At 69.6% G+C, this 22,321-nt stretch carries 18 protein-coding genes, 1 tRNA gene and 1 other RNA gene; 7 read left to right on the forward strand and 13 right to left on the reverse strand.

Translation table 11 applies throughout. The annotated features are described in order from the left end of the window. Nucleotides 1-33 precede the first annotated feature (33 nt). The gene (locus tag AB3M90_RS06440) at nucleotides 34-1,170 is read left to right on the forward strand and encodes an AI-2E family transporter (protein WP_412950735.1); all 1,137 of its coding nucleotides are present in this window, start codon (nucleotides 34-36) and stop codon (nucleotides 1,168-1,170) included. An 18-nt stretch (nucleotides 1,171-1,188) separates the two neighbouring features. Here the strand turns inward: AB3M90_RS06440 and AB3M90_RS06445 are convergent, their stop codons facing one another. Genes AB3M90_RS06445 through AB3M90_RS06460 form a run of 4 tightly spaced genes read right to left on the reverse strand, consistent with a single transcriptional unit; the run spans nucleotide 1,189 to nucleotide 6,712 of the window. Beyond that, nucleotides 1,189-2,109, reverse strand: a complete 921-nt coding sequence (locus AB3M90_RS06445) for a diacylglycerol/lipid kinase family protein (RefSeq protein WP_412950736.1) — start codon at nucleotides 2,107-2,109, stop codon at nucleotides 1,189-1,191. Nucleotides 2,110-2,158: 49 nt separating this feature from the next. Next, entirely contained in the window at nucleotides 2,159-5,134 is a 2,976-nt protein-coding gene (locus AB3M90_RS06450) for a bifunctional [glutamine synthetase] adenylyltransferase/[glutamine synthetase]-adenylyl-L-tyrosine phosphorylase (RefSeq protein WP_412950737.1), read from the reverse strand. Nucleotides 5,135-5,144: 10 nt separating this feature from the next. Next, the gene (glnA, locus tag AB3M90_RS06455; RefSeq protein WP_412950738.1) at nucleotides 5,145-6,482 is read right to left on the reverse strand and encodes a type I glutamate--ammonia ligase; all 1,338 of its coding nucleotides are present in this window, start codon (nucleotides 6,480-6,482) and stop codon (nucleotides 5,145-5,147) included. A 2-nt stretch (nucleotides 6,483-6,484) separates the two neighbouring features. Then, entirely contained in the window at nucleotides 6,485-6,712 is a 228-nt protein-coding gene (locus AB3M90_RS06460; RefSeq protein ID WP_412950740.1) for an SPOR domain-containing protein, read from the reverse strand. 68 nt (nucleotides 6,713-6,780) lie between these two features. Here AB3M90_RS06460 and ppgK point away from each other — a divergent pair, with 68 nt between their 5' ends. Next, nucleotides 6,781-7,527 (forward strand): polyphosphate--glucose phosphotransferase, encoded by a 747-nt coding sequence (gene ppgK, locus AB3M90_RS06465; protein WP_412950741.1) that lies wholly within the window; start codon nucleotides 6,781-6,783, stop codon nucleotides 7,525-7,527. Between the two features lie 316 nt (nucleotides 7,528-7,843). On the opposite strand, the gene rnpB is transcribed toward ppgK, so the two are convergent. From rnpB to AB3M90_RS06485, 4 genes are all read right to left on the reverse strand, one after another. Then, nucleotides 7,844-8,231: RNase P RNA component class A (gene rnpB / locus AB3M90_RS06470), an RNA gene on the reverse strand. A gap of 14 nt (nucleotides 8,232-8,245) precedes the next feature. Then, nucleotides 8,246-9,976: a bifunctional 3'-5' exonuclease/DNA polymerase gene (locus AB3M90_RS06475; protein WP_412950743.1), complete on the reverse strand. Its 1,731-nt coding sequence runs from the start codon at nucleotides 9,974-9,976 to the stop codon at nucleotides 8,246-8,248. A 22-nt stretch (nucleotides 9,977-9,998) separates the two neighbouring features. Beyond that, nucleotides 9,999-10,733, reverse strand: a complete 735-nt coding sequence (locus tag AB3M90_RS06480) for a zinc ribbon domain-containing protein (protein ID WP_412950745.1) — start codon at nucleotides 10,731-10,733, stop codon at nucleotides 9,999-10,001. Nucleotides 10,734-10,769: 36 nt separating this feature from the next. After that, nucleotides 10,770-11,168, reverse strand: coding sequence for a YchJ family protein (locus tag AB3M90_RS06485; RefSeq protein ID WP_412950746.1), 399 nt, complete (start codon nucleotides 11,166-11,168; stop codon nucleotides 10,770-10,772). A 137-nt stretch (nucleotides 11,169-11,305) separates the two neighbouring features. On the opposite strand from AB3M90_RS06485, the gene AB3M90_RS06490 reads away from it, so the two are divergent. Continuing rightward, nucleotides 11,306-12,145, forward strand: a complete 840-nt coding sequence (locus tag AB3M90_RS06490; protein ID WP_412950747.1) for an aldo/keto reductase — start codon at nucleotides 11,306-11,308, stop codon at nucleotides 12,143-12,145. A gap of 3 nt (nucleotides 12,146-12,148) precedes the next feature. Here the strand turns inward: AB3M90_RS06490 and AB3M90_RS06495 are convergent, their stop codons facing one another. Continuing rightward, nucleotides 12,149-12,985 carry a helix-turn-helix transcriptional regulator gene (locus AB3M90_RS06495; protein WP_412950748.1) on the reverse strand — a complete coding sequence of 279 codons (837 nt, stop codon included), beginning with the start codon at nucleotides 12,983-12,985 and terminating at the stop codon, nucleotides 12,149-12,151. 101 nt (nucleotides 12,986-13,086) lie between these two features. On the opposite strand from AB3M90_RS06495, the gene AB3M90_RS06500 reads away from it, so the two are divergent. Beyond that, a complete protein-coding gene (locus AB3M90_RS06500; protein WP_412950750.1) occupies nucleotides 13,087-13,851 on the forward strand; it encodes an SDR family oxidoreductase in 765 nt (254 codons plus the stop codon). Between the two features lie 24 nt (nucleotides 13,852-13,875). Here AB3M90_RS06500 and AB3M90_RS06505 read toward each other — a convergent pair whose 3' ends face one another. Genes AB3M90_RS06505 through AB3M90_RS06515 form a run of 3 tightly spaced genes read right to left on the reverse strand, consistent with a single transcriptional unit; the run spans nucleotide 13,876 to nucleotide 16,935 of the window. Then, complete coding sequence (locus tag AB3M90_RS06505) at nucleotides 13,876-14,829, reverse strand: L-lactate dehydrogenase (protein ID WP_412950751.1); 954 nt, start codon at nucleotides 14,827-14,829, stop codon at nucleotides 13,876-13,878. A 40-nt stretch (nucleotides 14,830-14,869) separates the two neighbouring features. Continuing rightward, nucleotides 14,870-15,784, reverse strand: coding sequence for a TIGR01777 family oxidoreductase (locus AB3M90_RS06510; RefSeq protein WP_412950753.1), 915 nt, complete (start codon nucleotides 15,782-15,784; stop codon nucleotides 14,870-14,872). Next, on the reverse strand, nucleotides 15,781-16,935 hold the full coding sequence (locus AB3M90_RS06515) for an AI-2E family transporter (RefSeq protein WP_412950755.1): 1,155 nt from the start codon (nucleotides 16,933-16,935) through the stop codon (nucleotides 15,781-15,783). The genes AB3M90_RS06510 and AB3M90_RS06515 overlap by 4 nt, the downstream gene beginning before the upstream one ends. Nucleotides 16,936-17,212: 277 nt before the next feature. Here AB3M90_RS06515 and AB3M90_RS06520 point away from each other — a divergent pair, with 277 nt between their 5' ends. Then, a complete protein-coding gene (locus AB3M90_RS06520) occupies nucleotides 17,213-18,031 on the forward strand; it encodes a CPBP family intramembrane glutamic endopeptidase (protein WP_412950757.1) in 819 nt (272 codons plus the stop codon). Between the two features lie 63 nt (nucleotides 18,032-18,094). On the opposite strand, the gene AB3M90_RS06525 is transcribed toward AB3M90_RS06520, so the two are convergent. Beyond that, nucleotides 18,095-18,167: transfer RNA gene (locus tag AB3M90_RS06525), tRNA-Val, on the reverse strand. Between the two features lie 155 nt (nucleotides 18,168-18,322). On the opposite strand from AB3M90_RS06525, the gene aceE reads away from it, so the two are divergent. Both aceE and AB3M90_RS06535 read left to right on the forward strand, forming a co-directional pair. Then, nucleotides 18,323-21,049, forward strand: a complete 2,727-nt coding sequence (aceE, locus tag AB3M90_RS06530; protein WP_412950759.1) for a pyruvate dehydrogenase (acetyl-transferring), homodimeric type — start codon at nucleotides 18,323-18,325, stop codon at nucleotides 21,047-21,049. A 31-nt stretch (nucleotides 21,050-21,080) separates the two neighbouring features. Continuing rightward, a complete protein-coding gene (locus AB3M90_RS06535; protein WP_412951240.1) occupies nucleotides 21,081-22,280 on the forward strand; it encodes a PucR family transcriptional regulator in 1,200 nt (399 codons plus the stop codon). The last annotated feature ends 41 nt before the right edge of the window (nucleotides 22,281-22,321 follow it).

The raw sequence follows: 22,321 nt of genomic DNA on the forward strand, positions 1-22,321 counted from the left end.
CACCCGACCGGGGGAACCATGCGCCGTAGACGAATGGCACCGAACACCGACCTCGCGACCGTCGCCGAGCCGGTGGCGCAGACGCAGCCGTCGAACGCCGTCGCCAAGTACGCCCGCGCCAACCCGTTCATGTTCGGGCTCCTCGGAGCCCTCGGTGTGCTGGTCGCTCTCGTCATCGGCGGCATCGTCGATCAGCTGGCGACCGTGCTGGTGTACATCGGCGTCGCGATCTTCCTCGCCCTCGGCCTCGACCCGATCGTGAGATTCATCGAGAGGAAGCTTCCGCGCGCCGCCGCGGTCGCCATCGTCGTAGCCGCGGTGGTCGTCGCCTTCGCCGGCATCATCCTGTCGATCGTCCCGCTCCTCATCGAGCAGATCAGCAACCTCATCTCCGACGGTCCGCAGATGATCGAGGACTTCATGAACAGCGCCTGGTTCAAGGATGTGAGCGGGCAGTTCGGTTCGACGATCGAGGACGCCGTCGAAGGCGTGCTCGGCTTCGTGCAGGATCCCGACAATTTCCTCGACATCGGCGGCGGTGTGTTCGCCGTGGGCGCCGGAATCGCCGGCGGTTTCACCGGGGTCACGATCGTGCTGATCCTCACCCTGTACTTCATGGCGTCGCTGCGCAGCATGAAGCGCATGGCCATCCGTTTCGTCCCCGCCTATCACCGCGAGACCTTCAGCGAACTGCTCGAAGACGTGTCGGGGGCGGTCGGCCGCTACGTGATCGGCCAGGCCGGGCTCGCGCTCGTCAACGGTGTTCTCAGCCTCATCTTCCTCAGCATCATCGGCGCGCCGGTCCCCGCGCTGCTCGCCCTGATCGCCTTCATCGGTTCGATGATCCCTCTGGTCGGAACGCTGAGCGCATCGATCATCAACTCCCTGATCTGCCTGTTCGTCTCGCCGGTGACAGCCCTGATCGCCATCGGCTACTACCTCGTCTACATGCAGATCGAGGCCTACGTCCTGTCGCCGCGGATCATGAGCAAGGCCGTCGCCGTGCCGGGTGCGCTCGTGGTCATCGCCGCCGTCGCGGGCGGAGCGCTCGGCGGCATCCTGGGAGCGCTTGTCGCGATCCCGGTCGCCGCCAGCATCATCATCATCGTGCAGAAGGTCGTCTTCCCCGCGCAGGACCGCAAGGTCATCCCGCCGGCCGTGACGATGTAGCCGGCCCGGCCGGCCCGATCAGAGGACGAGGATCGCTCCCGGCTGCACACGGACCTGGAACGAGGAGATCTCCCCGACCTCCTCGCCGTCGATCTCGAACATGAGTGCCTTCTCCATCTCGACCGAGATCGTCTCAACCGGGAGGTGGCGGGCCGAGTCGGTGCTCACGGCCTCGTCGGCCCCGGCGAAGAACCGACGGATGCCGTTGTCCCAGACGAACGAGCGCAGCGTGTCGAGCCACTGCAGGGCGCCGTCTGCGCTCACCATCAGCACGTCGAGCTTGCCGTCGTCGAGCACCGCGTCGGGCAGCAGACGGATGCCGCCCTGCACCATCCCGCAGTTGCCGATGAGCATGGTGTGACCCTGCACCGCCGCCGCCTTCTCGCCGTCGACGGTGAGCGTCAGCTCGGTCATCTCCGTGGCTGCCAGCGCTCGCCCCATGGCCTCCACGTATGCCAGCCAGCCGGCCTTGGACTTCAGGTCCTCGTCCGTCTCCACCAGCATCTGCGCGTCGATGCCGAATCCCACCATCACCGCGAACGCATGCTCGGTGCCCTCGTACGAGACCCAGCCCAGGTCGATGCGCCGCGGCTCGCCGTCGCGCAGTCGCTCGAACGCGGCCGCGGCGGGCGTGAGGGGGATGTCGAGGTTGCGTGCGAGGAGGTTTCCGGTTCCCTGAGGGATGATGCCCAGGATCGCATCCGTTCCGGCGAGGGCTTCGGCCACGGCGCGGACCGTTCCATCGCCGCCGACCGCGATCACCATCCCGCGCCCGTCCTCGAGGGCCTCCTCGGCCATGCCGCGCCCGGGGTCCTCCGGCGTCGTCTCCCACCACCGCACGTCGTGCGCATCGCCGAACACCTCGGCGACGGCATCCTCCAGCAGCGCCCGCTCGGTCTTCGAAGGATTCCAGACGATCGCGATGCGCTCAGGGGTCATATCGTCAGCTTGGGTCACGGCGGCGGATACTGCAAACCGGCATGCCGCCTCATCCGTAGAACAGCTGCTCGAACGCCTTGCGCGCGCGCCGCGTGACGCCGAGGTAGTCCTGCTCGAGGTCGCTCGCCGACCGATCGGGATAGCCGAGAAGCCGTGCGATCGCGTCGAGCTCGCGCCGATCGGCGGGGAGGATGTCGCTGGTCCTGCCGGTCGACAGAGTGATCGCCGATCGCAGCCGACTCGCCAGCCGCCAGGCCTCGCGCAGACGCTCGGCCTCGACCTCCGGCACGAGATCGGCGTCCACCGCGGCTTCGAGCGCCGAGAGGGTCGACGTCGTCCGCAGCCCGACGACGGCATGGGCATGCTGTAGCTGGAGCAGCTGCACGAGCCACTCGACGTCGCTCAGTGTTCCGGGCCCGAGCTTGAGATGCCGACGGGGATCGGCCCCCTGCGGCAGCCGCTCCCCCTCGACACGCGCCTTGATCCGCTTGATCTCGCGCGTGCCCTGGAGGTCGACCGCGTCGGGATAGCGGATCGAGTCGGCGAGGTCGGTGAAGCGGGAGATCAGCTTCGCGCTGCCCGCCACGCCTCGGGCGCGCAGAAGCGCCTGCGCCTCCCAGGAGAGCGACCACCGCCGGTAATACTCCGTGTACGCCTCGATCGAGCGCACGAGCGGCCCCTGGCGGCCCTCCGGGCGCAGGTCGGCATCGAGATCGAGAGGTACCCGATGATCGGTGAGGTGCTCGCGGAGGCCGGCGACGATCTGCGTCGAGAGCGCCTGCGCCCGCTGACCGTCGACGCCGTTGGCGTCGTAGACATAGAGGATGTCGGCGTCGGAGCCGAATCCGAGCTCGGCACCCCCGAAGCGCCCCATGGCGATCACGGCGAAGTCGAGCGCGGCGTCTTCGGGCGGGACCACCTCTCGGACGACGGCGCGCAGCGCCGCCTGGATCGTCACCTCGGTGATCTCGGTGAGCGCCGTCGCCACCTCTTCGATGGTGAGCACGTCGAGCACCGCGCCCATAGCGGTGCGGAGCAGCTCGCGGCGGCGCAGAGCGCGCACGGCGCGCAGCGCGTCGCTCACGGTGTCATGACGCGTCTGGATCGCCCGCGCCTCCTCGTCGAGGGCGGCCGCCCCGCGCGGGCGCAGCCGCTCGGCGCTGTCGAGCCAGGCCACCGATTCGGGGATCCACTCCATGAGCTCGCCGATGTACCGCGACGACGACAGCAGGCGGGTGAGACTCTCCGCCGCCCCGGACGAGTCACGCAGCATGCGCAGGAACCACGGGGTGTCTCCGAGTCGCTCGCTGATCCGGCGGAAGGCCAGCAGGGCGTAGTCGGGGTCGCTGCCGTCGGCGAACCAGCGCACCATGATCGGCATGAGGTGCCGTTGGATCGTCGTCTTCCGGCTCAGTCCGGTCGTGAGGGCGCCGATGTGACGCAGTGCGCCGGCAGGATCGCGGAACCCGATGGCCGCGAGGCGATCGTGCGCCTGCGCGGCGGAGAGGGTGCGCTCCTCCTCGGGCAGTCCGGCCACGGCGCTGAGGAGCGGGCGGTAGAACAGCCGGGTGTGGATCTCGCGCACCTCGCGGCGCACACTCTCCCACCGCGTCCAGATCGCGTCGCCCGACTCCGCCAGCCCGGTGCTGCGGGCCAGCACCCGCAGTCCCGCGGGCGTGCGCGGGAGCAGATGCGTGCGGCTCAGCTCGCGCAGCTGAAGGCGATGCTCCATGAGTCTCAGGACGCGATAGTCGTCGGCGAAGGCCGCGGCATCCGTCCGTCCGATGTATCCGCCGGCGACGAGCGCGTCGAGGCTCTCGAGCGTGCCGCGTGTGCGCAACGACTCGTCGGTGAGACCGTGCACGAGCTGGAGAAGCTGCACGGTGAACTCGATGTCGCGGAGTCCGCCGGAGCCCAGTTTCAGCTGGTAGGGGGCGTCGTCCGGGTCGATGTGCTCCATCACGCGCTCGCGCATGCGCTGGACGCTCTCGACGAAGTCCTGCCGAGCCGCACTCGACCAGATCTTCGGCTGCACGGCCGCGATGTACTCGGCGCCCAGGTCGGCGTCGCCGGCGAGCGGGCGCGCCTTGAGCAGAGCCTGGAACTCCCAGCTCTTCGCCCAGCGGTCGTAGTACGCGAGATGGGATGCCAGCGATCGCACGAGCGCACCCTGTTTGCCCTCCGGCCGCAGGTTGGCGTCGACCTCCCAGAGCGGCGGCTCGACCTCGATGCCGTCGAGTCCTCGCATCGTGTCGCGCGCCAGCCGCGTGGCGATGTCGATCGCGCGGGATTCGGCGACGACCTCCTCGTCGCTGCTGCCGCCGACGAAGATCACGTCGACGTCGCTGACGTAGTTGAGCTCCCGCGCTCCCGACTTCCCCATGCCGATGATCGCGAGGCGCGTCGCCGCGATCTGCTCCGCCGGCACGCTCGCGCGCAGGCGGGCGCGGGCGATCGCGAGCGAGGCTTCGAGGGCGGCACCGGCGGCGTCGGCCAACGCCGCCGCGACGTCGCCGACCACGGTCTCGGGCGCCGGGTGGGTGAGGTCGTACGCCGCGATCGCGGCGAGGCTGCGGCGATACGCGACCCGTGCCGCGACGACCGCCGCGTCATCGCCCGATCTCGCGACCCCGTCTTCCGCATCGACCGAGGCGAGCAGCCGGTCGCGGAGCGCCTCCCGCGACGGCAGAGCGTCGATCGACTCCGACAGCACCGAGAGCTGATCGGGATGCCGGAGGAAGAAGTCGGCCAGGCCCTCGGATGCACCGAAGACGCGCCAGGCCCGATGACGCCCCTCCGGGCTCGCGAGGAGCGCCCGGAGCGGCGACGCGTCCCGCCGTGCCACGCGCACGAGTCCGCGAACCGCCGCGTCGGGATCGGCGGCGTCCGCCCCCTCCAGCAGCGACGCACGCGGCACGTCGAGGATCGATGCGAGCTCGGAGAGGGATGCCGAAGCCTCGCTCAGCTCGGAGAAGCCGAGCCTCGCCAGAGCAGAGAGGGAGACGGAGTCGTCCGGGCGAGCCATGCGTCGATGCTCAGAGGAGTTCGAGGTTGTTCTTCAGCTCCAGCGGGGTGACCTGACCCCGGTAGGCCTCCCACTCCTTGCGCTTGTTGAGCAGGACGTAGTTGAACACCTGCTCCCCCAGCGTCTCGGCGACGAGCTCCGACGCCTCCATGTATTCGAGGGCATGGTCGAGGCTGGCCGGAAGCGCGGCGTACCCGAGGGCGCGGCGCTCCGCGTCGCTGAGGGCCCAGACGTTGTCCTCGGCCTCGGGCGGCAGCTCGTAACCCTCCTCGATGCCCTTCAGGCCGGCGGCGAGGAGCAGCGCGTACGACAGGTACGGGTTCGCCGCGGAGTCGAGCGCGCGATACTCGACGCGCGAGGACTGTCCCTTGTTCGGCTTGTACATCGGCACGCGCACGAGAGCCGAGCGGTTGTTGTGACCCCACGTGACGAAGCTCGGCGCCTCGTCGCCTCCCCAGAGGCGCTTGTACGAATTGACGAACTGGTTCGTGACGGCCGCGATCTCGTTCGCGTGCCGCAGCAGACCGGCGATGAAGTGCCGACCCGTCTTCGACAGCTGGTACTTCGCCCCCTCCTCGTAGAACGCGTTCTGATCGCCCTCGAAGAGCGACATGTGCGTGTGCATCCCGCTGCCCGGCTGCCCGCTGAGCGGCTTGGGCATGAACGTCGCGTAGACGCCCTGCTCGATCGCCACCTCTTTGATCACCGTGCGGAAGGTCATGATGTTGTCGGCCGTCGTCAGCGCGTCGGCGTAGCGGAGGTCGATCTCGTTCTGGCCCGGTCCGCCCTCGTGATGGCTGAACTCCACCGAGATGCCCAGGTCTTCCAGCATCCGCACCGAGCGCCGCCGGAAGTCGTGGGCCGTTCCCCCTGGCACGTTGTCGAAGTATCCCGCCGAGTCGACGGGAACGGGGCCCTCGGGTCCGAACGACGAGGACTTCAGGAGATAGAACTCGATCTCGGGGTGCGTGTAGAAGGTGAATCCGGCGTCGGCGGCCTTCGCCAGCGAGCGCTTGAGCACGTGCCGCGGATCGGCGACAGCGGGCTGGCCGTCGGGGGTCGTCAGGTCGCAGAACATGCGGGCGGTCGGATCGATCTCACCGCGCCAGGGCAGCGTCTGGAACGTCGTCGGGTCGGGCTGCGCCAGCAGATCGGACTCGAAGGTCCGGGTGAGTCCCTCGATCGCCGACCCGTCGAACCCGATGCCCTCGGCGAAGGCTCCCTCGACCTCGGCCGGCGCGATGGCCACCGACTTGAGGGTCCCGATCACATCGGTGAACCACAACCGCACGAACTTGACGCCGCGCTCCTCGATGGTCCGGAGCACGAAGTCCCTCTGCTTGTCCATGACTACTCCGCGCCCTGGCCCTTCGCGTCGCCGCTGCGCACGTCCCAGCCCTGCTCGGCGGCCTCCTCCTCGGCCCAGGCGCGCGAGCGTTCCTTGATGACCTCGGGTGCGCGGGCGGCCTGCTCGGCCGTGTCGAACGGACCGACCCGGTCGATCGACGGCGAGATCATGCCGAACTCCACCTGGCCGGTCTCGGAGTTGTACCAGTACTTCGCGTCGCCGTCAGACATGACTGTCCCTTCTTCCCGTGATGTCATCGATCCTACTGGCGCGGACCTTCGTCGCTAAGCTATCGCCCATGGCAAAAGCGATCGGCGTCGACATCGGCGGCACGGGAATCAAAGCGGGGATCGTCGACCTCGAACACGGCATCATGGCATCCGACCGGGTGCGCGTCCCCACCCCGGAAGGGGCATCGCCGAAAGACGTCCTCGTCGCCGTCCAGTCGGTGCTGAAGACGCTCGACGTGCACGACTCGACCATGCCGCTCGGCGTCGCGTTCCCCGCCATCGTCAAGCGCGGCAAGACCCTCTCGGCAGCCAATGTCTCCAAGGAGTGGATCGACTTCGACGCCGAGCGGTTCTTCCGCGACGGCCTCGGTCGCAACATCGTCTTCGTGAACGATGCCGATGCGGCGGGCGTCGCGGAGGTGCGACACGGTGCCGCCCGAGACGTGCGAGGACTCACGCTGCTGACGACGCTCGGCACCGGCATCGGCTCGGCGTTCCTCTACGACGGCGTGCTGCTGCCGAACACCGAGCTCGGGCACCTGAACTTCGGCGAGTTCGAGTCGGTGGAGCAGTGGGCGGCGACGTCGGCGCGGGAACGGGAGAACCTCAGCTGGGCCGCCTGGGCCGAGAGACTGCAGGCGTTCTACTCGCACATCGAGTTCCTCTTCAGCCCCGACCTGTTCGTGGTCGGCGGAGGCGTCTCGAAGAACGCCGGCGACTTCCTCCCCCTCCTCGAGCTGAAGACCCCGATCGTCCCCGCGATCCACCGGAACAACTCCGGCATCATCGGCGCCGCGTCGCTCGCCGGCGACTAGCCCTTCGACAGGCTCAGGGGCCCAGGGCTCACCCCCTTCGACGGGCTCAGGGACCCACGGCTCGGCCCTTCGACAAGCTCAGGGACCCACGGCTCGGCCCTTCGACAAGCTCAGGGGCCCAGGGCGCGGCCCTTCGACAGGCTCAGGGACCCAGGGCTCACCCCCTTCGACAGGCTCAGGGGCCCAGGGCTCGACAGGCTCAGGGACCCACGGCTCGGCCCTTCGACAGGCTCAGGGGCCCAGGGCTCGACAGGCTCAGGGACCCAGGCGCGACAGGCTCAGGGACCCGTGGGTCGCTGAGCCTGTCGAAGCGGGGCGAATGGGCCGACCTGTACGCCGGGTTCTGTTCCGGGGTTCTTCGCCCCTTCGACGGCCATCTCTCTCGGCGACACGTTGCCGTGCCGCTCCAGCGGTCTACCCGAGGACTCGGCGGGCCGCGTCATCATCCTCTGTCTGACCTTGCTCCGGGCGAGGTTTACCTGGCGGGTCGCGTCACCACGACCCCCGGTGGTCTCTTACACCACCCTTTCACCCTTACCCCTCCGGGCCCGTCGACGAGCTCGGGGACCGGAATACGGGGCGGTCTGCTCTCTGTGGCACTTTCTCGCGGATCTCTCCGGGTGGGTGTTACCCACCGCCCTGCCCTATGGAGCCCGGACGTTCCTCGGTGCGGTCACCCGCCACGCGACCGTCCGGTCGACCCATTCGCCCCTCCAGTCTACGTCTCGGAGGCGCCCGCGACCGGATGCCGCTTCTCGGCCGACCGCGCGATGCGGAGGTCGAGCGGCACGTCGATCGGGAAAGTGCCGAACAGACGGCGGGTCGCGACCACCGCAGCCTCGCGCACGGCCTCGGCCGCGGCATCCGCATGCTGCTCGGGCACGTGGAGGATCACCTCGTCGTGGAGGAAGAACGCGAGATGCGGTTCCTGAGCGAACGGGGTGGCCGACGCCGACTCGGCGAACACCGGCGGGATCTGCTGCAGCCGGTGCCTGATCTCCGCCAACCAGATCAGAGACCACTCGGCCGCCGTGCCCTGCACCACGAAGTTCCGCGTGAACCGCCCCCAGTCCCGTGCGCGTCGACGGGCGAGCGCGACGACGGCCGGGTCGGGGTCGGCCGCCGTGGCATCGGACTGCAGGCGCATCCACTCGTCTGACGGACGGGGCGAGGACCGACCGAGCCAGGTCGACACGATTCCCCCGTCCTCGCCGGTGCGAGCGGCGGCGTCGACCAGCGCCATGGCCTTCGGATACACCTTGCGCAGTCGGGGCACCAACCGGCCGCTGTCGCCGGTGGTCGCGCCGTACATCGCGCCCAGCACCGCGTACTTGGCCTCCTCGCGCGTCGCGACCGCTCCTGTGGCGACCACGCCGGCGTACAGGTCGGTGCCCTGCGCGGCGCGCGCCATCGCCTCGTCCGCGGCCATGGCCGCCAGCATCCGCGGCTCGAGCTGGGCGACGTCGGCGACGATCAGGGTCCACCCGGGGTCGGCCCGCACAGCCGGTCGCAGACTCCGTGGCAGCTGGAGGGCGCCCCCACCCGCCGACGCCCACCGTCCCGTCACCACTCCTCCCGGGATGTAGATCGGGCGGAAGCGCCCCTCGTGCACCCATTCGGCCAGCCAAGCCCAGCCGTTGGCACTGAGGAGTCGGGAGAGCTTCTTGTACGCCAGAAGCGGCTCGATCACCGGGTGGTCGTGCTGGGCGAGCTCCCACCGGCCGGTGGACTCCACCGGAACGCCCACGCGGTGCAGCGCCCGCAGCAGCTTCGGCTGGCTGTCGAGATGCAGTGTCGCATCGTCGAGGAGCGACCGCACCCGGTCGCCCAGCTCGACCATCCGGCTCGGCAGACCGCCGGCGATCGGACGCGCGCCGAGCGTCTCGGTGAGGATCTCGTCATGCACCCGCTCGTCCCACGGGAGCCCGGCCGCTCGCATCTCCTGCGCGATCAGCCCGCCCGCCGACTCGGCTGCGCACAGCAGGGTCAGTCGCCCGTCCGGCTCTCTCGCGATCACCTCGCGCTGCGACCGGTACTGCTCGAGCAGCTCGGCGATCGGGTCGTCATGGCGCTCCTCCCCGAGCGCATCGAACAGCGACGGCTCCGACGCGACCGGGTCGCGCCGCCGCCACGCCGTCGACGGCGGGAGCGGGATGGGAACCCGGGCGGTGTCGCGCAGGATCGCATGGCAGAGCACGAGATCGTGGCTGCGGCTCAGCCGGACGCCGGCTGCGAGCAGCTCGGCGTACACCTCGTCGGCCGATCGGATGATCCAGCGCGGTCGGTCGGCCCCCTCGGCGGCGGAGACCCACGAGGCGAGTTCGCCCGATCCGATGAACGTCCTCGCCTGCTCTCCGCCCTCGGCGTCGAGATCGACGGCCGCATACTCGCCGGCGCCGAGCGCGACCAGCGCGATGCGCCGCTCCGCCACCGTCGACGACCCGCTCATCGTCGCCGCGCGAACTCTCCGGTCACGACAGTCCGGATTGCTCGGTGCGCACGAGGATGCTGCCGCACTCGGGGCACGAGACCACGGCGTCGTCCGGCGCGCGACGGATGTCGTTCAGGTCGGTGCTGGGCAGCACCATGCGGCAGCCCTCGCAGGTGCCGCGGGTCAGGAGTGCGGCACCGGCGCTGTTGCGGGCACGGCGGTCGTAGTCGGCGAGGAGCGCAGCGGGCACGGTGGCGGCGACAGCGGCACGGTCTCGCACGAGCTGTGCGCCCAGTTCGGTGGCGGCGGCGACGTCGGCCTTCGCCTGCGCGGTGAGAGCGGAACCCTCGGTGGTGGTGGTGTCGAGCAGCGCCTGCTGGGCGGCGACGGCCGCCTCGGCCTCTTCGAGGCGACCCATCACGTCGAGCTCGGCGTCTTCCAGGTCGCTCTGACGACGCGCGAGGCTGGCCAGCTCGTGCTCGAGCGCCTGGGCCTCCTTCGGGTTGGTGGCGGCGGCCAGGCGTTCGGCGTCGCGAACGCGCCGCTGCTCGACGAGCGCCACGTCGGACTCGAGGCGGGTCAACTCGGTGCGCACGTCGTCACGCGTTCCGGTCAGCGCGGTGAGCTCGCGCAGCTGATCCTGACGGATGGCGACGAGCTCGGTGATGCGCGGGCCCTGCGTCGGCTGCGTGCGCGCACGCTCCGCCTGCGCGATGCGCCGGTCGATGTCGGCGATGTCGAGCAGGGTGCGCTGGTTCTCGGGACTGGCGTTCACGCAGTCAAATCTAGTCGCTGCGGCGGCGTCCGCCCATCACCGCACGTCTCCGTCGACGTAGTACCACTGGTGCTGCTCTCGCCGGAAACGACTGCGCTCGCGCAGCGCTCCCCGTTGCGCGCCCTGCCGCCAGAACGCCTCGAACTCGACGATCCCCTCGTCGTCGAAAGGGCCGCCTGCGACGCGGTCGACGATCAGCAGACGCCGCCAGAGCAGATCGGGCTCGAACGCGATCGAACGCGGCCGGGTGGAAGGATGCCACGTGCGGAGGAGGTGACGATCGTCGTGCCGGACGAAGGCCGTGAATCGGGATCGCATGACGCGCTCCGCCGTCGGACCGGGAGCACCCGCGAGCAGCGGTCCGCAGCACGTCGCGAAGGTGTTGCCGGAGAGGCACGGGCACTGATCGGCGGCAGTCACGAGAGCGCGATCCACGAGGTCATGGTCGCCAGCCTCTCCCACCCGTGCACTTCGGCTCAAGCCGGACGCGGCCGGCGGACCCTTCCGGCGTGGGGAACGCGGCGCTCACCGCAGCGCCTACCCTGGGAGGGACCGCACCCGAAGGAGACCCGATGTCCACCGTTCCCACCTTCTCCGCTCACAACGGCTTCGCCCTCCCCGCGATCGGTCTCGGGACCTATGCCCTCGACGGGGATGCCGGAGCCGAGGCCGTGTCCGCGGCCCTGTCGTCGGGGTACCGCCTGATCGATTCGGCGTTCAACTACGAGAACGAGGGCTCGGTCGGCCGCGGCATCCGCGACTCCGACGTCGCCCGGTCGGAGATCATCGTGACGACGAAGCTCCCCGGCCGGCATCATGCCTCGGCCCGGGCTCGCGCGAGCATCGAGGAGAGCCGGTCGCGGCTCGGGGTCGACGCGACCGACCTGCATCTCATCCACTGGCCCAATCCGAGTCAGGACGAGTACGTCGAGGCCTGGGCCGCGCTCGTCGACGCGCAGCAGCGCGGCGTCGTGCGCCAGATCGGCGTGTCGAACTTCCTCCCCGAGCACCTGGAACGCATCGAGCGCGAGACGGGCGTGCGTCCGGTCGTGAATCAGATCGAGGTGCATCCCTTCTTCCCGCAGGAGGAGCAGCTGGCCTACCACCGCGAGCGCGGCATCCTGACCGAGGCGTGGAGTCCCCTCGGGCGCGCGAAGGAGCTGCTGGACGAGCCGGTCATCCGCGAGATCGCGAGCGATCACGGGATCACCCCCGCGCAGACCGTGCTCGCCTGGCACATCGCCCGCGAGACCGTCGCGATCCCGAAGGCGTCGTCGGCGGAGCATCAGGTCGCGAACCTCCGCGCCGCCGAGGCGTCGCTCGACGACGCCGAGGTCGGGGCGATCACGGCGCTCGGTCGCCCGGACGGCCGCCTCTTCGGCGCCGATCCTGCGACGCACGAGGAGTCCTGAGTTTCAGACCCGCTGTGTGCCGAGAACGCGCACGAGGTCGAGCTTGTCGGCCGCCTCGCTCCCGGGCACAGCGGTCAGCACGATCAGGGCCTGCGATTCGTCTTCGGTGAACAGGGCCTGGCAGTCGACCTCGATCTCCCCCAGTTCGGGGTGGATCAGCACCTTGTGCTCCTCGAATCGTCGCCGCACCTCGTGCGTCTCCCAGAGTTCGACGAACTCGGGGTTGCGGGCGGCCAGCGCGCGCACGATCTCGGCGGCACGCGGTGCGGTCCCCTCCGCGGCGTGCGCGGCCCGGAGCGCAGCGACGAGGGATCGGCTCTGCCGGGCATGATCGGCCGAGGGGTATCGGCGCCGCTCCCCGACGGGATCGGCGAACCAGCGGTAGATGCCGCTGCGCTCGATGCCCGTCAGGTGGCTCGCGTCGCCGAGCAGGGCTCGCGCCGCCTCGTTCTGCACGAGCACCTCATCGAGCGCCGACACCACGAACGCCGGCGAGTCGTGCAGGCGATCGAGGATGCGCTGGAGACCCGGGCGGACGTAATCCGTGAACACGGTGCGATCCGGCGCGCTGTACCCCGCCACTCGATGGAGATAGTCGCGCTCGTCGGTGGAGAGGCGCAGCGCCCTGGCCAGCGCCGCGACGATCTGCACGCTCGGCTGAGGCCCGCGCCGCTGCTCGAGACGGGTGTAGTAGTCGGTCGACATCGCGGCCAGCTGGGCGACCTCTTCGCGACGCAGACCCGGAGTGCGCCGCCGCGCCCCGGCGCTCAGGCCGACGTCCGACGGTCGCAGCGCCGCTCGTCGCCGCAGCAGGAAATCGGCCAGTGCTTCTCGATTCACGCTCCCAGTATCCCCGGCGGCCGACGACCGCATCCAGGGACCGCCGATCCCGGGTTGAGCCGTCCCTGGTCGCGTCGCGACCGGCCCGGAAGGCTGGGCGCATGAACATCAGCGGAAACACCATCTTCATCCCCGGCGCGACCAGCGGCATCGGACTGGCGCTGGCCCGGGCGCTGCGCGCCGAGGGCAACACCGTCATCGTCGGCGGGCGCCGCACGGAACTGCTCGAGGAGATCGCGGCGGCCGATCCGGCGATCGGCACCGTGCGGATCGACACGACCGATGCCGCCGGCATCCGCACCGCCGCATCCGAGGTGATCGCAGCCCATCCCGATCTCAATGTCGTCATCGCGATGGCCGGCATCATGCGCGCCGAGGACTGGACCCGGCCCGAGGGATTCCTCGAGACCGCCGAGGAGACCGTGGTGACGAACCTGCTCGGCCCGATCCGGCTCATCGGCGCGTTCATCGAGCACCTGCAGGGTGTTCCGGATGCGACGATCATGACGGTCTCCTCGGGACTCGCCTTCGCGCCGCTGCGGGTGACGCCCACGTACAACGCGACGAAGGCCGCGATCCACATGCTCAGCGAATCGATCCGCCTCCAGCTCGCCGGCACGAGCGTGAAGGTCGTGGAGCTGGAGCCTCCGGCGGTGCGGACCGCCCTGATGCCGGGTCAGGAGGAGAGCGACGTCGCCATGCCGCTCGACGCGTTCGTGAGCGAGGTCGTCGGACTCATCGCGGCCCATCCCGACGCCAGCGAGATCCAGGTCGAGAACGTCAAGTTCCTGCGGTACGGCGAGGCGCGTGGGGACTACGCCCAGGTCGTGGCCACGCTGAACGGTCGCGATCCTCACAGCCGCTGACCTGCGACCGGAGCGGGTCGGCGATCAGCCGCGCAGCGACGCGGTGACTCCGGCAAGCGCATCGGCCGAGTGGCGCAGCAGGGCGAGCTCCCGATCCGAGAACGACGTGTTCCGGATCGGGAAGGCTCCCTGCGCGCTCACGATGGACGGGACCGACAGGGCGACGCCGTCGAGGCCGTGGAAGTCGCGGAGCACGGTGCTGACGGGCATGACGGCATGCTCGTCGCGCAGGACCGCCTCGACGATCCGCGCGCTCGACAGCCCGATCGCGTAGTTCGTCGCCCCCTTGCCCTGGATCACCTTGTAGGCGGCGTCGCGGACGTCGACGGCGATGGCATCGAGTTCGTCGACCGTGAAGCGCGGATGCCCCGGCGCCTCCCAGTCCAGGATCGGCACGGATCCGATCGTGGCACGCGACCAGAGGGGGAACTCGGTGTCGCCGTGCTCGCCCACGATGTTCGCGTGCACGCTCGCGGTCGAGACGCCGGCGCGCTCGGCGAGCTTCCAGCGCAGACGTGAGGTGTCGAGCACCGTGCCCGATGCGAAGATGCGCTCGGGAGGCAGGCCCGTCGCCTCCTGCGCGATGACCGTGAGCACGTCGCAGGGGTTGGTCACGATGATGTAGACCGCGTTCGGGGCCACCTCCTGCAGCCGAGGCATCATGGTGCGGAGGATCGCGGCGTTCACCTCGGCGAGCTCGGTGCGTGTCTGGCCGGGTTTCTGCTTCGCTCCCGCCGTGATCACCACGACGTGCGATCCCGCCGCGACCGAGATGTCGCTGCCGCCGACGATGTCGCTGGAGCCGGTGAACTGCGTGCCGTGCGCGAGGTCGAGAACCTCCGCCTCGACCTTGTCGGTCGCGATGTCGTACAGGGCGACATGACGGGCCGACCCGCGGATCAGCGCTGCGTACGCGACGCTCGACCCCACGCTTCCCGCGCCGACGACCGTGAGCTTCGAGTTCTCGATGATCTGCATGCGCTCAGTCTGGCAGCCGAGCGCAGCCGGTCGCAGAAGATCAGATCGCCGAGGCGACCGCCTCCGCCGCGGTCGAATGCCGGAAGCGGAAGCCGGTCGCCTCGAGCGCCGCCGGCCGCACATCGGCGTCGGCGAGGAGGAGCGAGTCGGCCGCCGCCCTGCTCAGGCCGAGGCGCAGCGCCCACGACGGCGCGCGCAGCCAGAAGGGACGGCGCATCTCCCGCGCCAGCGCACGTCCGATGTCGTCCGCGGATGCGGGTGCCGGCCCGGTGAGGTTGACCGGACCTGTGATCCTGTGGTCGATGACATGGCGGATCGCACGCACCTCGTCGTCCAGCGACATCCAGGGCCAGATCTGCGTGCCAGGGCCGAGCGGCCCCGAGACGCCGAGGGCGGTGAGCCGGATGAGCGGTTTCAGCACGCCCTCCCGGTGGATGAGGGGCGCCGTGCGCAGAAGGGTGACACGGGTGTGGTCCTCGGCACGGCGCGCCTCGCCCTCCCACCGCACGCACAACCGTGCGAGGAACGTGTCTCCGGCCGGCGAGTCCTCGGTCAGGTGCTCCCCCGGCGCGGATCCGTAGTAGCCCACGGCCGATGCCGACACCAGCGCCGGTGCGTCGGCGCGGAGGGCGCGCAGGGCGGTCGTGATCGTCTTCGTCGCCTGCAACCGCGACTCCACCAGCTCCCGACGATAGCCGCGGGTCCACGGCAGGCGGCCGACGCTCGCGCCGCCGAGCGCCACGACGGCCTCGGCGCCGGCGAGCACCTCGGGATCGAGCTCGCGCTCCCCCGGCATCCACTCGCGCTCCGACGGATCTCCCGGCGGCCGACGCACGAGGGTGACGACCTCGATGCCGTCCGCGCGGAGGGAAGCGGTCAGGGCGCTGCCGATCAATCCGGATGCCCCGCTGATGACGATGCGCCGCGTCGTCGGCGCGCCCGCGTCGGCGCTCATGACGCCGCGTGGACGGTCGAGCCGTCGCCGCCGTCGACCGTCTCGGGTCGCTTCTTGCGGAAGGGGCGCGCCGCGGTGTGCGGGCCGTCCCACACCGAGATCACGCCCCAGGCGGCGGCCGCGAGCGGGACGGAGAGCACTGCTCCGACGATGCCGCCCAGGATGGTGCCGGCCGCCAGGGCCAGCAGGATGACGAGCGCATGCAGACGGAGCGACCGGGCCATGACGATCGGCTGGAGAAGATTGCCCTCGACCTGGTTGACGACGACGACGATGCCGATGACGATGAGCGCCGCGACCGGGCCGTGCGTGACGAGGGCGACCAGCGCCGCGAGCACGCCCGCGAGGGTCGCGCCGACGATCGGGATGAAGGCCGTGAGGAAGACGATCACGGCCAGCGGCAGGGCCAGGGGGATCTGCAGGATCACGAGCCCGAGCCCGATCCCGACGGCGTCGGCCGCCGCGATGATCGATGTGCCGCGCACGTATCCCCCGAAGACCTCGACGGCCTTGTCACCGATGCGCCGCGCTCGCGCGTAGCTCGGACCGGTGAACGGTCGCAGGAGGAACTCCCAGATGCGCGGGCCGTCCTTCAGGAAGAAGAACAGGACGACGATCATCAGCACCAGGCCGGTGAAGAAGCTGGCGGTGGCCGAGACGCCCGCGATGGCGCCCTGCCCGAAGGAGCTGCTGGTCAGGAAGCCGCTGACGTACGACCAGATCTCGTCGAGGTCGAACGCCTGCAGGTCGAACGGCAGCGTGTCGAGCCAGGCCGTCACCTGCGTGAGGCCGTCGGCGGCCGACTCGACCAGGTCGTCCCACTGGCTGCGGACGGTGAGGACGATCACCCAGACCACGCCGCCGAGCACGACGAGAATGCCGATGAGGGCGATCCAGGTGGCGAGGATCGAGGGCACGCCGCGCCGCCGCATGAGGCTGACGAGGGGATGGATCGCGCTGGCGAGGATCAGCGCGATGGTCACGGGGATGAACACCAGCGAGAGCTGAGTGACGACGAGCACGCCCACCGCCACGAGCGCGAGCACGGCGAGGGTCTGCAAGCTGCGGCTGGCGACGAGACCGAACCCGCGGGACCAGAGGCCCGGTGACTCGGGTGCGGGCTCCTCCGGCCGTCGGAACAATCCCATCATGCGCGCCTCCCGCGATCCGCCCGAACCATGCGGATCGTGGCGACCGCCACGCTATCAAGCAGGATGCCGCGGGTCCGAGCCGCTTGACCCGCGAAGCGACCGCCGCTAAAGGAGGATCGCACCGACGACATCCACGGTGTGAGGGTCACCGAACGCAGGACACTCTGTGACGCGGACCCGAGGATGTTCATCGGTGTGCCGCCGTCTTCTGCCAGAATGCCGTTCAGACGCGAGGCCGATCCGATGCCTGAACATCGCGTTCCGGGATGGAGCTGTCATGGTCGCGCAGTCTTCAGCATGGAAGCGATTCTGGAACCGCGGCGGATTCTGGCGTGCACTGTTGCTCGCCGCCGCATACCTGGGCGTTTACGAATTGACGGGATTCCTGCTCGGCCTCGTCGATGAAGGAGTGCAAGGCGAGGAAGGCAGCGCGTCGCACGTGTTCTTCGCCACCGCGCTGCCGATCATCGTCACCAGCATCCTGCTCGTGGCCTTCGCGGCGTCCGTGGGATGGCTGCGGGAGCTGTTCGCCCGGCAAAGCCTGGGCGGTCGCCGGTGGATGTGGATCGCGTTGATCGTCGTCCTCGCCATCAACGTGGCTGCGCTGCTCAGCATCGACTACGCCAAGGCCCCGCTGACTGTGGTGTTCACCTGGCTGCTGACCGGTCTGTTCGTCGGGTTCGTCGAGGAGCTCGTCACCCGCGGGTTCGCGGTGGATCTGATGCGCAAGGGTGGTCACGGCGAGATCGCCGTCGCCCTCGCCTCCGCCGGCATCTTCGCCGCACTGCACTTCACCAATCTGTTCACGTCCACTCAGGGGCTGGGGGTCACGCTGCTGCAGATCGTGTACACGTTCTTCTTCGGCATCTGCATGTTCCTGATCCTCCGCGTCACCCGCACCCTGATCGCGCCGATGCTCGTGCATGCCAGCACCGACCCGACGCTCTTCCTGCACGGTGAATACCCGTCAGAGAGCCTCCTGGGCCTCCTGCCGACGCTGAGCACGTACCTGGTGATCGTGACCGGAGCAATCCTGCTCGTCGCTTTCCTCGTCGGCGAACGCCGCCGCTCGAAGAACCGGCTGGCTGCGGCGTGAACGGCGCAGTGGCGATCGCCGTCAGTGCGATCTCCGCGATCCGGGAGGACCGGCGATTCTCTGTGGGCCCTGCCGGGATCGAACCGACGACATCCACGGTGTAAACGTGGCGCTCTACCAGCTGAGCTAAAGGCCCTGACGCCCTCAGTGTATCGGGGACCCGTTTGTGCACCGGTGTCGTGGATCAGGGCTAGGCTGAGTGCGGCGCGCGTTGTGCACAGCCGACAAGGCTGCCCGCGTCGCTTCCCGTTTCCTTGGCACGACCTGCCAGCTTGACGAAAGGCTCCACCCGTGACCGTTCACGACCAGGATCCGTACTCCCAGGGCCCCCTCGACAGCGATCCGGAGGAGACCGGCGAGTGGCAGCAGTCGCTCGACGAGCTGGTGGAGGCGAAGGGCCACGGCCGCGGCCGTGAGATCATGCTCAGCCTGCTCAAGCGCTCGAAGGAGCTGCACCTGGGCGTGCCCATGGTGCCGACCACCGACTACATCAATACGATCGCACCGGAGAACGAGCCCGAGTTCCCCGGTGACGAGGAGATCGAGCGCCGCTACCGCGCCTGGATCCGCTGGAACGCCGCGATCACGGTGCACCGGGCGCAGCGCCCCGGCATCGGGGTCGGCGGCCACATCTCGACGTACGCCTCGTCGGCCGCCCTCTACGAGGTCGGCTTCAACCACTTCTTCAAGGGCGCCGACCACCCCGGCGGCGCCGACCAGATCTTCATCCAGGGGCACGCCTCCCCCGGCACCTACGCCCGTTCCTTCCTCGAGGGCCGTCTCACCGAGGACCAGCTCGACGGCTTCCGACAGGAGAAGTCGCACGCTCCGAACGGCCTCCCGTCATACCCGCACCCGCGTCTGATGCCCGAGTACTGGCAATTCCCGACGGTCTCGATGGGCCTCGGCCCGATCAACGCCATCTACCAGGCGATGTCGAACAAGTACCTCGAGAACCGCGGCATCAAAGACACCTCGGCCTCGCACGTCTGGGCCTTCCTCGGCGACGGCGAGATGGACGAGGTCGAGAGCCGCGGCCAGCTGCAGGTGGCCGCGAACGAAGGACTCGACAACCTGACGTTCATCGTCAACTGCAACCTCCAGCGCCTGGACGGACCGGTGCGCGGCAACGGCAAGATCGTGCAGGAGCTGGAGTCGTTCTTCCGCGGCGCCGGGTGGAACGTCATCAAGGTCGTCTGGGGTCGGGAATGGGACGACCTCCTGGCCCGCGACACCGACGGCGCACTGCTCAATCTGATGAACATCACCCCGGACGGCGACTACCAGACCTACAAGGCCGAGTCGGGCGCGTACATCCGCGAGCACTTCTTCGGGCGCGACGAGCGCGCCGCCGCCCTCGTCGCCGACTACTCCGACGACGACATCTGGAACCTCAAGCGCGGCGGCCACGACTATCGCAAGGTCTACGCGGCCTTCAAGGCGGCGACCGAGCACAAGGGCAAGCCCACCGTCATCCTCGCCAAGACCGTCAAGGGCTACGGCCTCGGTCCACACTTCGAGGGCCGCAATGCGACCCACCAGATGAAGAAGATGACGCTGGACAACCTGAAGACGTTCCGCGACGCGATGCATATCCCGATCACGGATGCGCAGCTCGAGGAGAACCCGTACCTGCCCCCGTACTACAACCCCGGGCCGCAGGACGAGACGATCCAGTACATGCTCGAGCGCCGTCGTGCGCTCGGAGGGTTCCTGCCCGAGCGCCGTTCGACGCACGTCGGCCTGTCGCTGCCCGAGGACTCCGCGTACGCGCTCCCCAAGAAGGGCTCGGGCACGCAGGAGATCGCGACCACGATGGCGTTCGTGCGTCTGCTCAAGGACCTCCTCCGCTCGAAGGACTTCGGCCACCGCATCGTGCCGATCATCCCCGACGAGGCACGCACCTTCGGAATGGACGCGTACTTCCCGACCGCGAAGATCTACAACCCGAACGGCCAGCACTACACCTCGGTCGACCGCGAGCTGCTCCTGGCCTACAAGGAGAGCCCGCAGGGTCAGATCGTCCACGTCGGCATCAACGAGGCCGGCGCCCTCGCCGCGTTCACGGCCGCCGGCACGTCGTACGCCACACATGGCGAGCCGCTGATCCCGGTATACCTCTTCTACTCAATGTTCGGCTTCCAGCGCACCGGTGACGCCCAGTGGGCGGCAGGCGACCAGATGGCCCGCGGCTTCATCATCGGCGCCACGGCCGGCCGCACCACCCTGACCGGCGAGGGGCTGCAGCACGCCGACGGGCACTCGCACCTCCTCGCGGCGACGAACCCGGGGACGGTCTCGTACGACCCGGCGTACGGCTACGAGATCGCACACATCATGCGTTCCGGTCTCGAGCGCATGTACGGCGGGAACCACGAAGACCCGAACGTCATGTACTACCTCACGGTGTACAACGAGCCTCTGGTGCAGCCGGCCGAGCCGGAAGACGTCGACGTCGACGGCATCGTCCGCGGCATCCACCGCGTCTCCGTCGGCGAGGGCGACGGCCCCCGGGCACAGCTCTTCGCCTCGGGCGTCGGTCTTCCGTGGGCGCTGGAGGCCCAGGAGCTGCTGAAGAACGACTGGGGCGTGATCGCCGATGTCTGGTCGGTCACGTCGTGGACCGAGCTGCGCCGCGACGGCCTCGCCGCCGACGAGCACAACTTCCTGCACCCCGAGGAGGAGCCGCGCACGGCCTACCTCACGCAGAAGCTGCAGGGCGCCGAGGGCCCGGTCATCGCGGTGAGCGACTTCATGCACGCCGTGCAGGACCAGATCCGCCCGTGGGTTCCCAACCGCTTCGCCACGCTCGGCGCCGACGGGTTCGGTTTCTCCGACACGCGCGCCGCCGCTCGACGCTTCTTCAAGATCGACGGCCCCTCGGTCGTCGTCCGCACGCTGCAGTCGCTGGCCGAAGAAGGGGCCGTCGACCGGTCGCTCGCGGCGCAGGCCATCCAGAAGTACAGCCTGCACGACGTGAACGCGGGCACGAGCGGCAACGCGGGCGGCGAAAGCTGAGCCCTCGGTGACAGCTCCGCCTTCCAGCGGCATGGACAAGGCCGCAACCCTCACCTGGCTGCGCCGGATCTCGGGCGACATCGCCTCGGTGACGATCAAGCGGCTGGAAGACACCCTCCCCTGGTACGCCGACATGCCACCGGCCCGCCGCTCCGCGGTCGGGCTGGTGGCCCAGGCCGGCATCACCTCGTTCATCCAGTGGTACGAGGACCCCACCTCGACTCCGTGGATCGCGGCCGATATCTTCGCCGCTGCTCCCCGTGAGCTGCTGCGCAGCGTCAGCCTCCAGCAGACGCTGCAGCTGATCCGCGTGACCGTCGAGGTGACGGAGGAGCGCGTGGCGGGCCGCGGCAATGATCTGCGTGAAGCGATCCTGCTGTATTCGCGCGACGTCGCCTTCGCGGCCGCCGACGTGTACGCGCGCGCCGCGGAGGCGCGCGGGCTGTGGGATGCCCGTCTCGAGGCGCTCGTCGTCGACTCGATCCTGACCGGTGAGGCCGACGAGGAGCTGCCCAGCCGCATCGCGGCGCTCGGCTGGCATGGCCACGGCGAGGTCGCCGTGCTCGTGGGCACGACTCCCCCGCAGTTCGACGTCGACCTGGTGCGCCGCACCGCCCGCAAGCTCGCTGTCGACGTGCTCATCGGAGTGCAGGGCTCCCGTCTGGTGCTGGTGCTCGGGCGCGCACGCGTCGAGGGCCAGCAGGAGGGCGACGAGGACGAACTGGGATTCCAGGAGATCGCCGGGCGTCTGGAGCCGTCGTTCGGTCCGGGTTACGTCGTGCTGGGTCCAGCGGTCGCGGCGCTGGTCGACGCCAGCCAGAGCGCCCGCGCCGCGCTGGCCGGCTTCGCCGTCGCCCGCGCCTGGCGCAGCGCCCCGCGACCGGTCGAGGCCGACGACCTCCTTCCCGAGCGAGCGCTGGCCGGCGACCCGCTCGCGAAGCAGACCCTCATCGAACGGATCTTCCGCCCGCTGCAGGCGCACTCCACCGATCTCGTCACGACGCTCTGGAGCTACCTCGACAACGGGCGTTCGCTCGAGGCGACCGCCCGGGAGCTGTTCGTGCATCCGAACACGGTCCGCTACCGGCTCAAGCGCGTCAGCGAGGTCATCGGGTGGGACGCCACGGGTCCGCGCGAGGCGCTCATCCTGCAGACGGCTCTGATCCTCGGTTCCATCGGCGTCACCGATCAGACCCGTCGGCGTGCGAACCTGCGCCGCCCGCCGCGCTGACCGACCGATCACTGTGCGCCACTCACAAGGGTTCTTCGGAA

Source organism: Microbacterium martis (assembly GCF_047246685.1).
Classification (GTDB): domain Bacteria; phylum Actinomycetota; class Actinomycetes; order Actinomycetales; family Microbacteriaceae; genus Microbacterium.

What these genes read in the sequence shown, in the direction of transcription:
- AB3M90_RS06475 (WP_412950743.1), bottom strand. Translation starts at nt 9,976, where the DNA reads ATGAGCGGGTCGTCGACGGTGGCGGAGCGGCGCATCGCGCTGGTCGCG.
- AB3M90_RS06450 (WP_412950737.1), bottom strand. Translation starts at nt 5,134, where the DNA reads ATGGCTCGCCCGGACGACTCCGTCTCCCTCTCTGCTCTGGCGAGGCTC.
- AB3M90_RS06445 (WP_412950736.1), bottom strand. Translation starts at nt 2,109, where the DNA reads ATGACCCCTGAGCGCATCGCGATCGTCTGGAATCCTTCGAAGACCGAG.
- AB3M90_RS06510 (WP_412950753.1), bottom strand. Translation starts at nt 15,784, where the DNA reads ATGAGCGCCGACGCGGGCGCGCCGACGACGCGGCGCATCGTCATCAGC.
- AB3M90_RS06535 (WP_412951240.1), top strand. Translation starts at nt 21,081, where the DNA reads ATGGACAAGGCCGCAACCCTCACCTGGCTGCGCCGGATCTCGGGCGAC.
- AB3M90_RS06440 (WP_412950735.1), top strand. Translation starts at nt 34, where the DNA reads ATGGCACCGAACACCGACCTCGCGACCGTCGCCGAGCCGGTGGCGCAG.
- AB3M90_RS06500 (WP_412950750.1), top strand. Translation starts at nt 13,087, where the DNA reads ATGAACATCAGCGGAAACACCATCTTCATCCCCGGCGCGACCAGCGGC.
- AB3M90_RS06515 (WP_412950755.1), bottom strand. Translation starts at nt 16,935, where the DNA reads ATGATGGGATTGTTCCGACGGCCGGAGGAGCCCGCACCCGAGTCACCG.
- AB3M90_RS06490 (WP_412950747.1), top strand. Translation starts at nt 11,306, where the DNA reads ATGTCCACCGTTCCCACCTTCTCCGCTCACAACGGCTTCGCCCTCCCC.
- AB3M90_RS06460 (WP_412950740.1), bottom strand. Translation starts at nt 6,712, where the DNA reads ATGTCTGACGGCGACGCGAAGTACTGGTACAACTCCGAGACCGGCCAG.
- AB3M90_RS06505 (WP_412950751.1), bottom strand. Translation starts at nt 14,829, where the DNA reads ATGCAGATCATCGAGAACTCGAAGCTCACGGTCGTCGGCGCGGGAAGC.
- AB3M90_RS06520 (WP_412950757.1), top strand. Translation starts at nt 17,213, where the DNA reads ATGGTCGCGCAGTCTTCAGCATGGAAGCGATTCTGGAACCGCGGCGGA.
- glnA (WP_412950738.1), bottom strand. Translation starts at nt 6,482, where the DNA reads ATGGACAAGCAGAGGGACTTCGTGCTCCGGACCATCGAGGAGCGCGGC.
- ppgK (WP_412950741.1), top strand. Translation starts at nt 6,781, where the DNA reads ATGGCAAAAGCGATCGGCGTCGACATCGGCGGCACGGGAATCAAAGCG.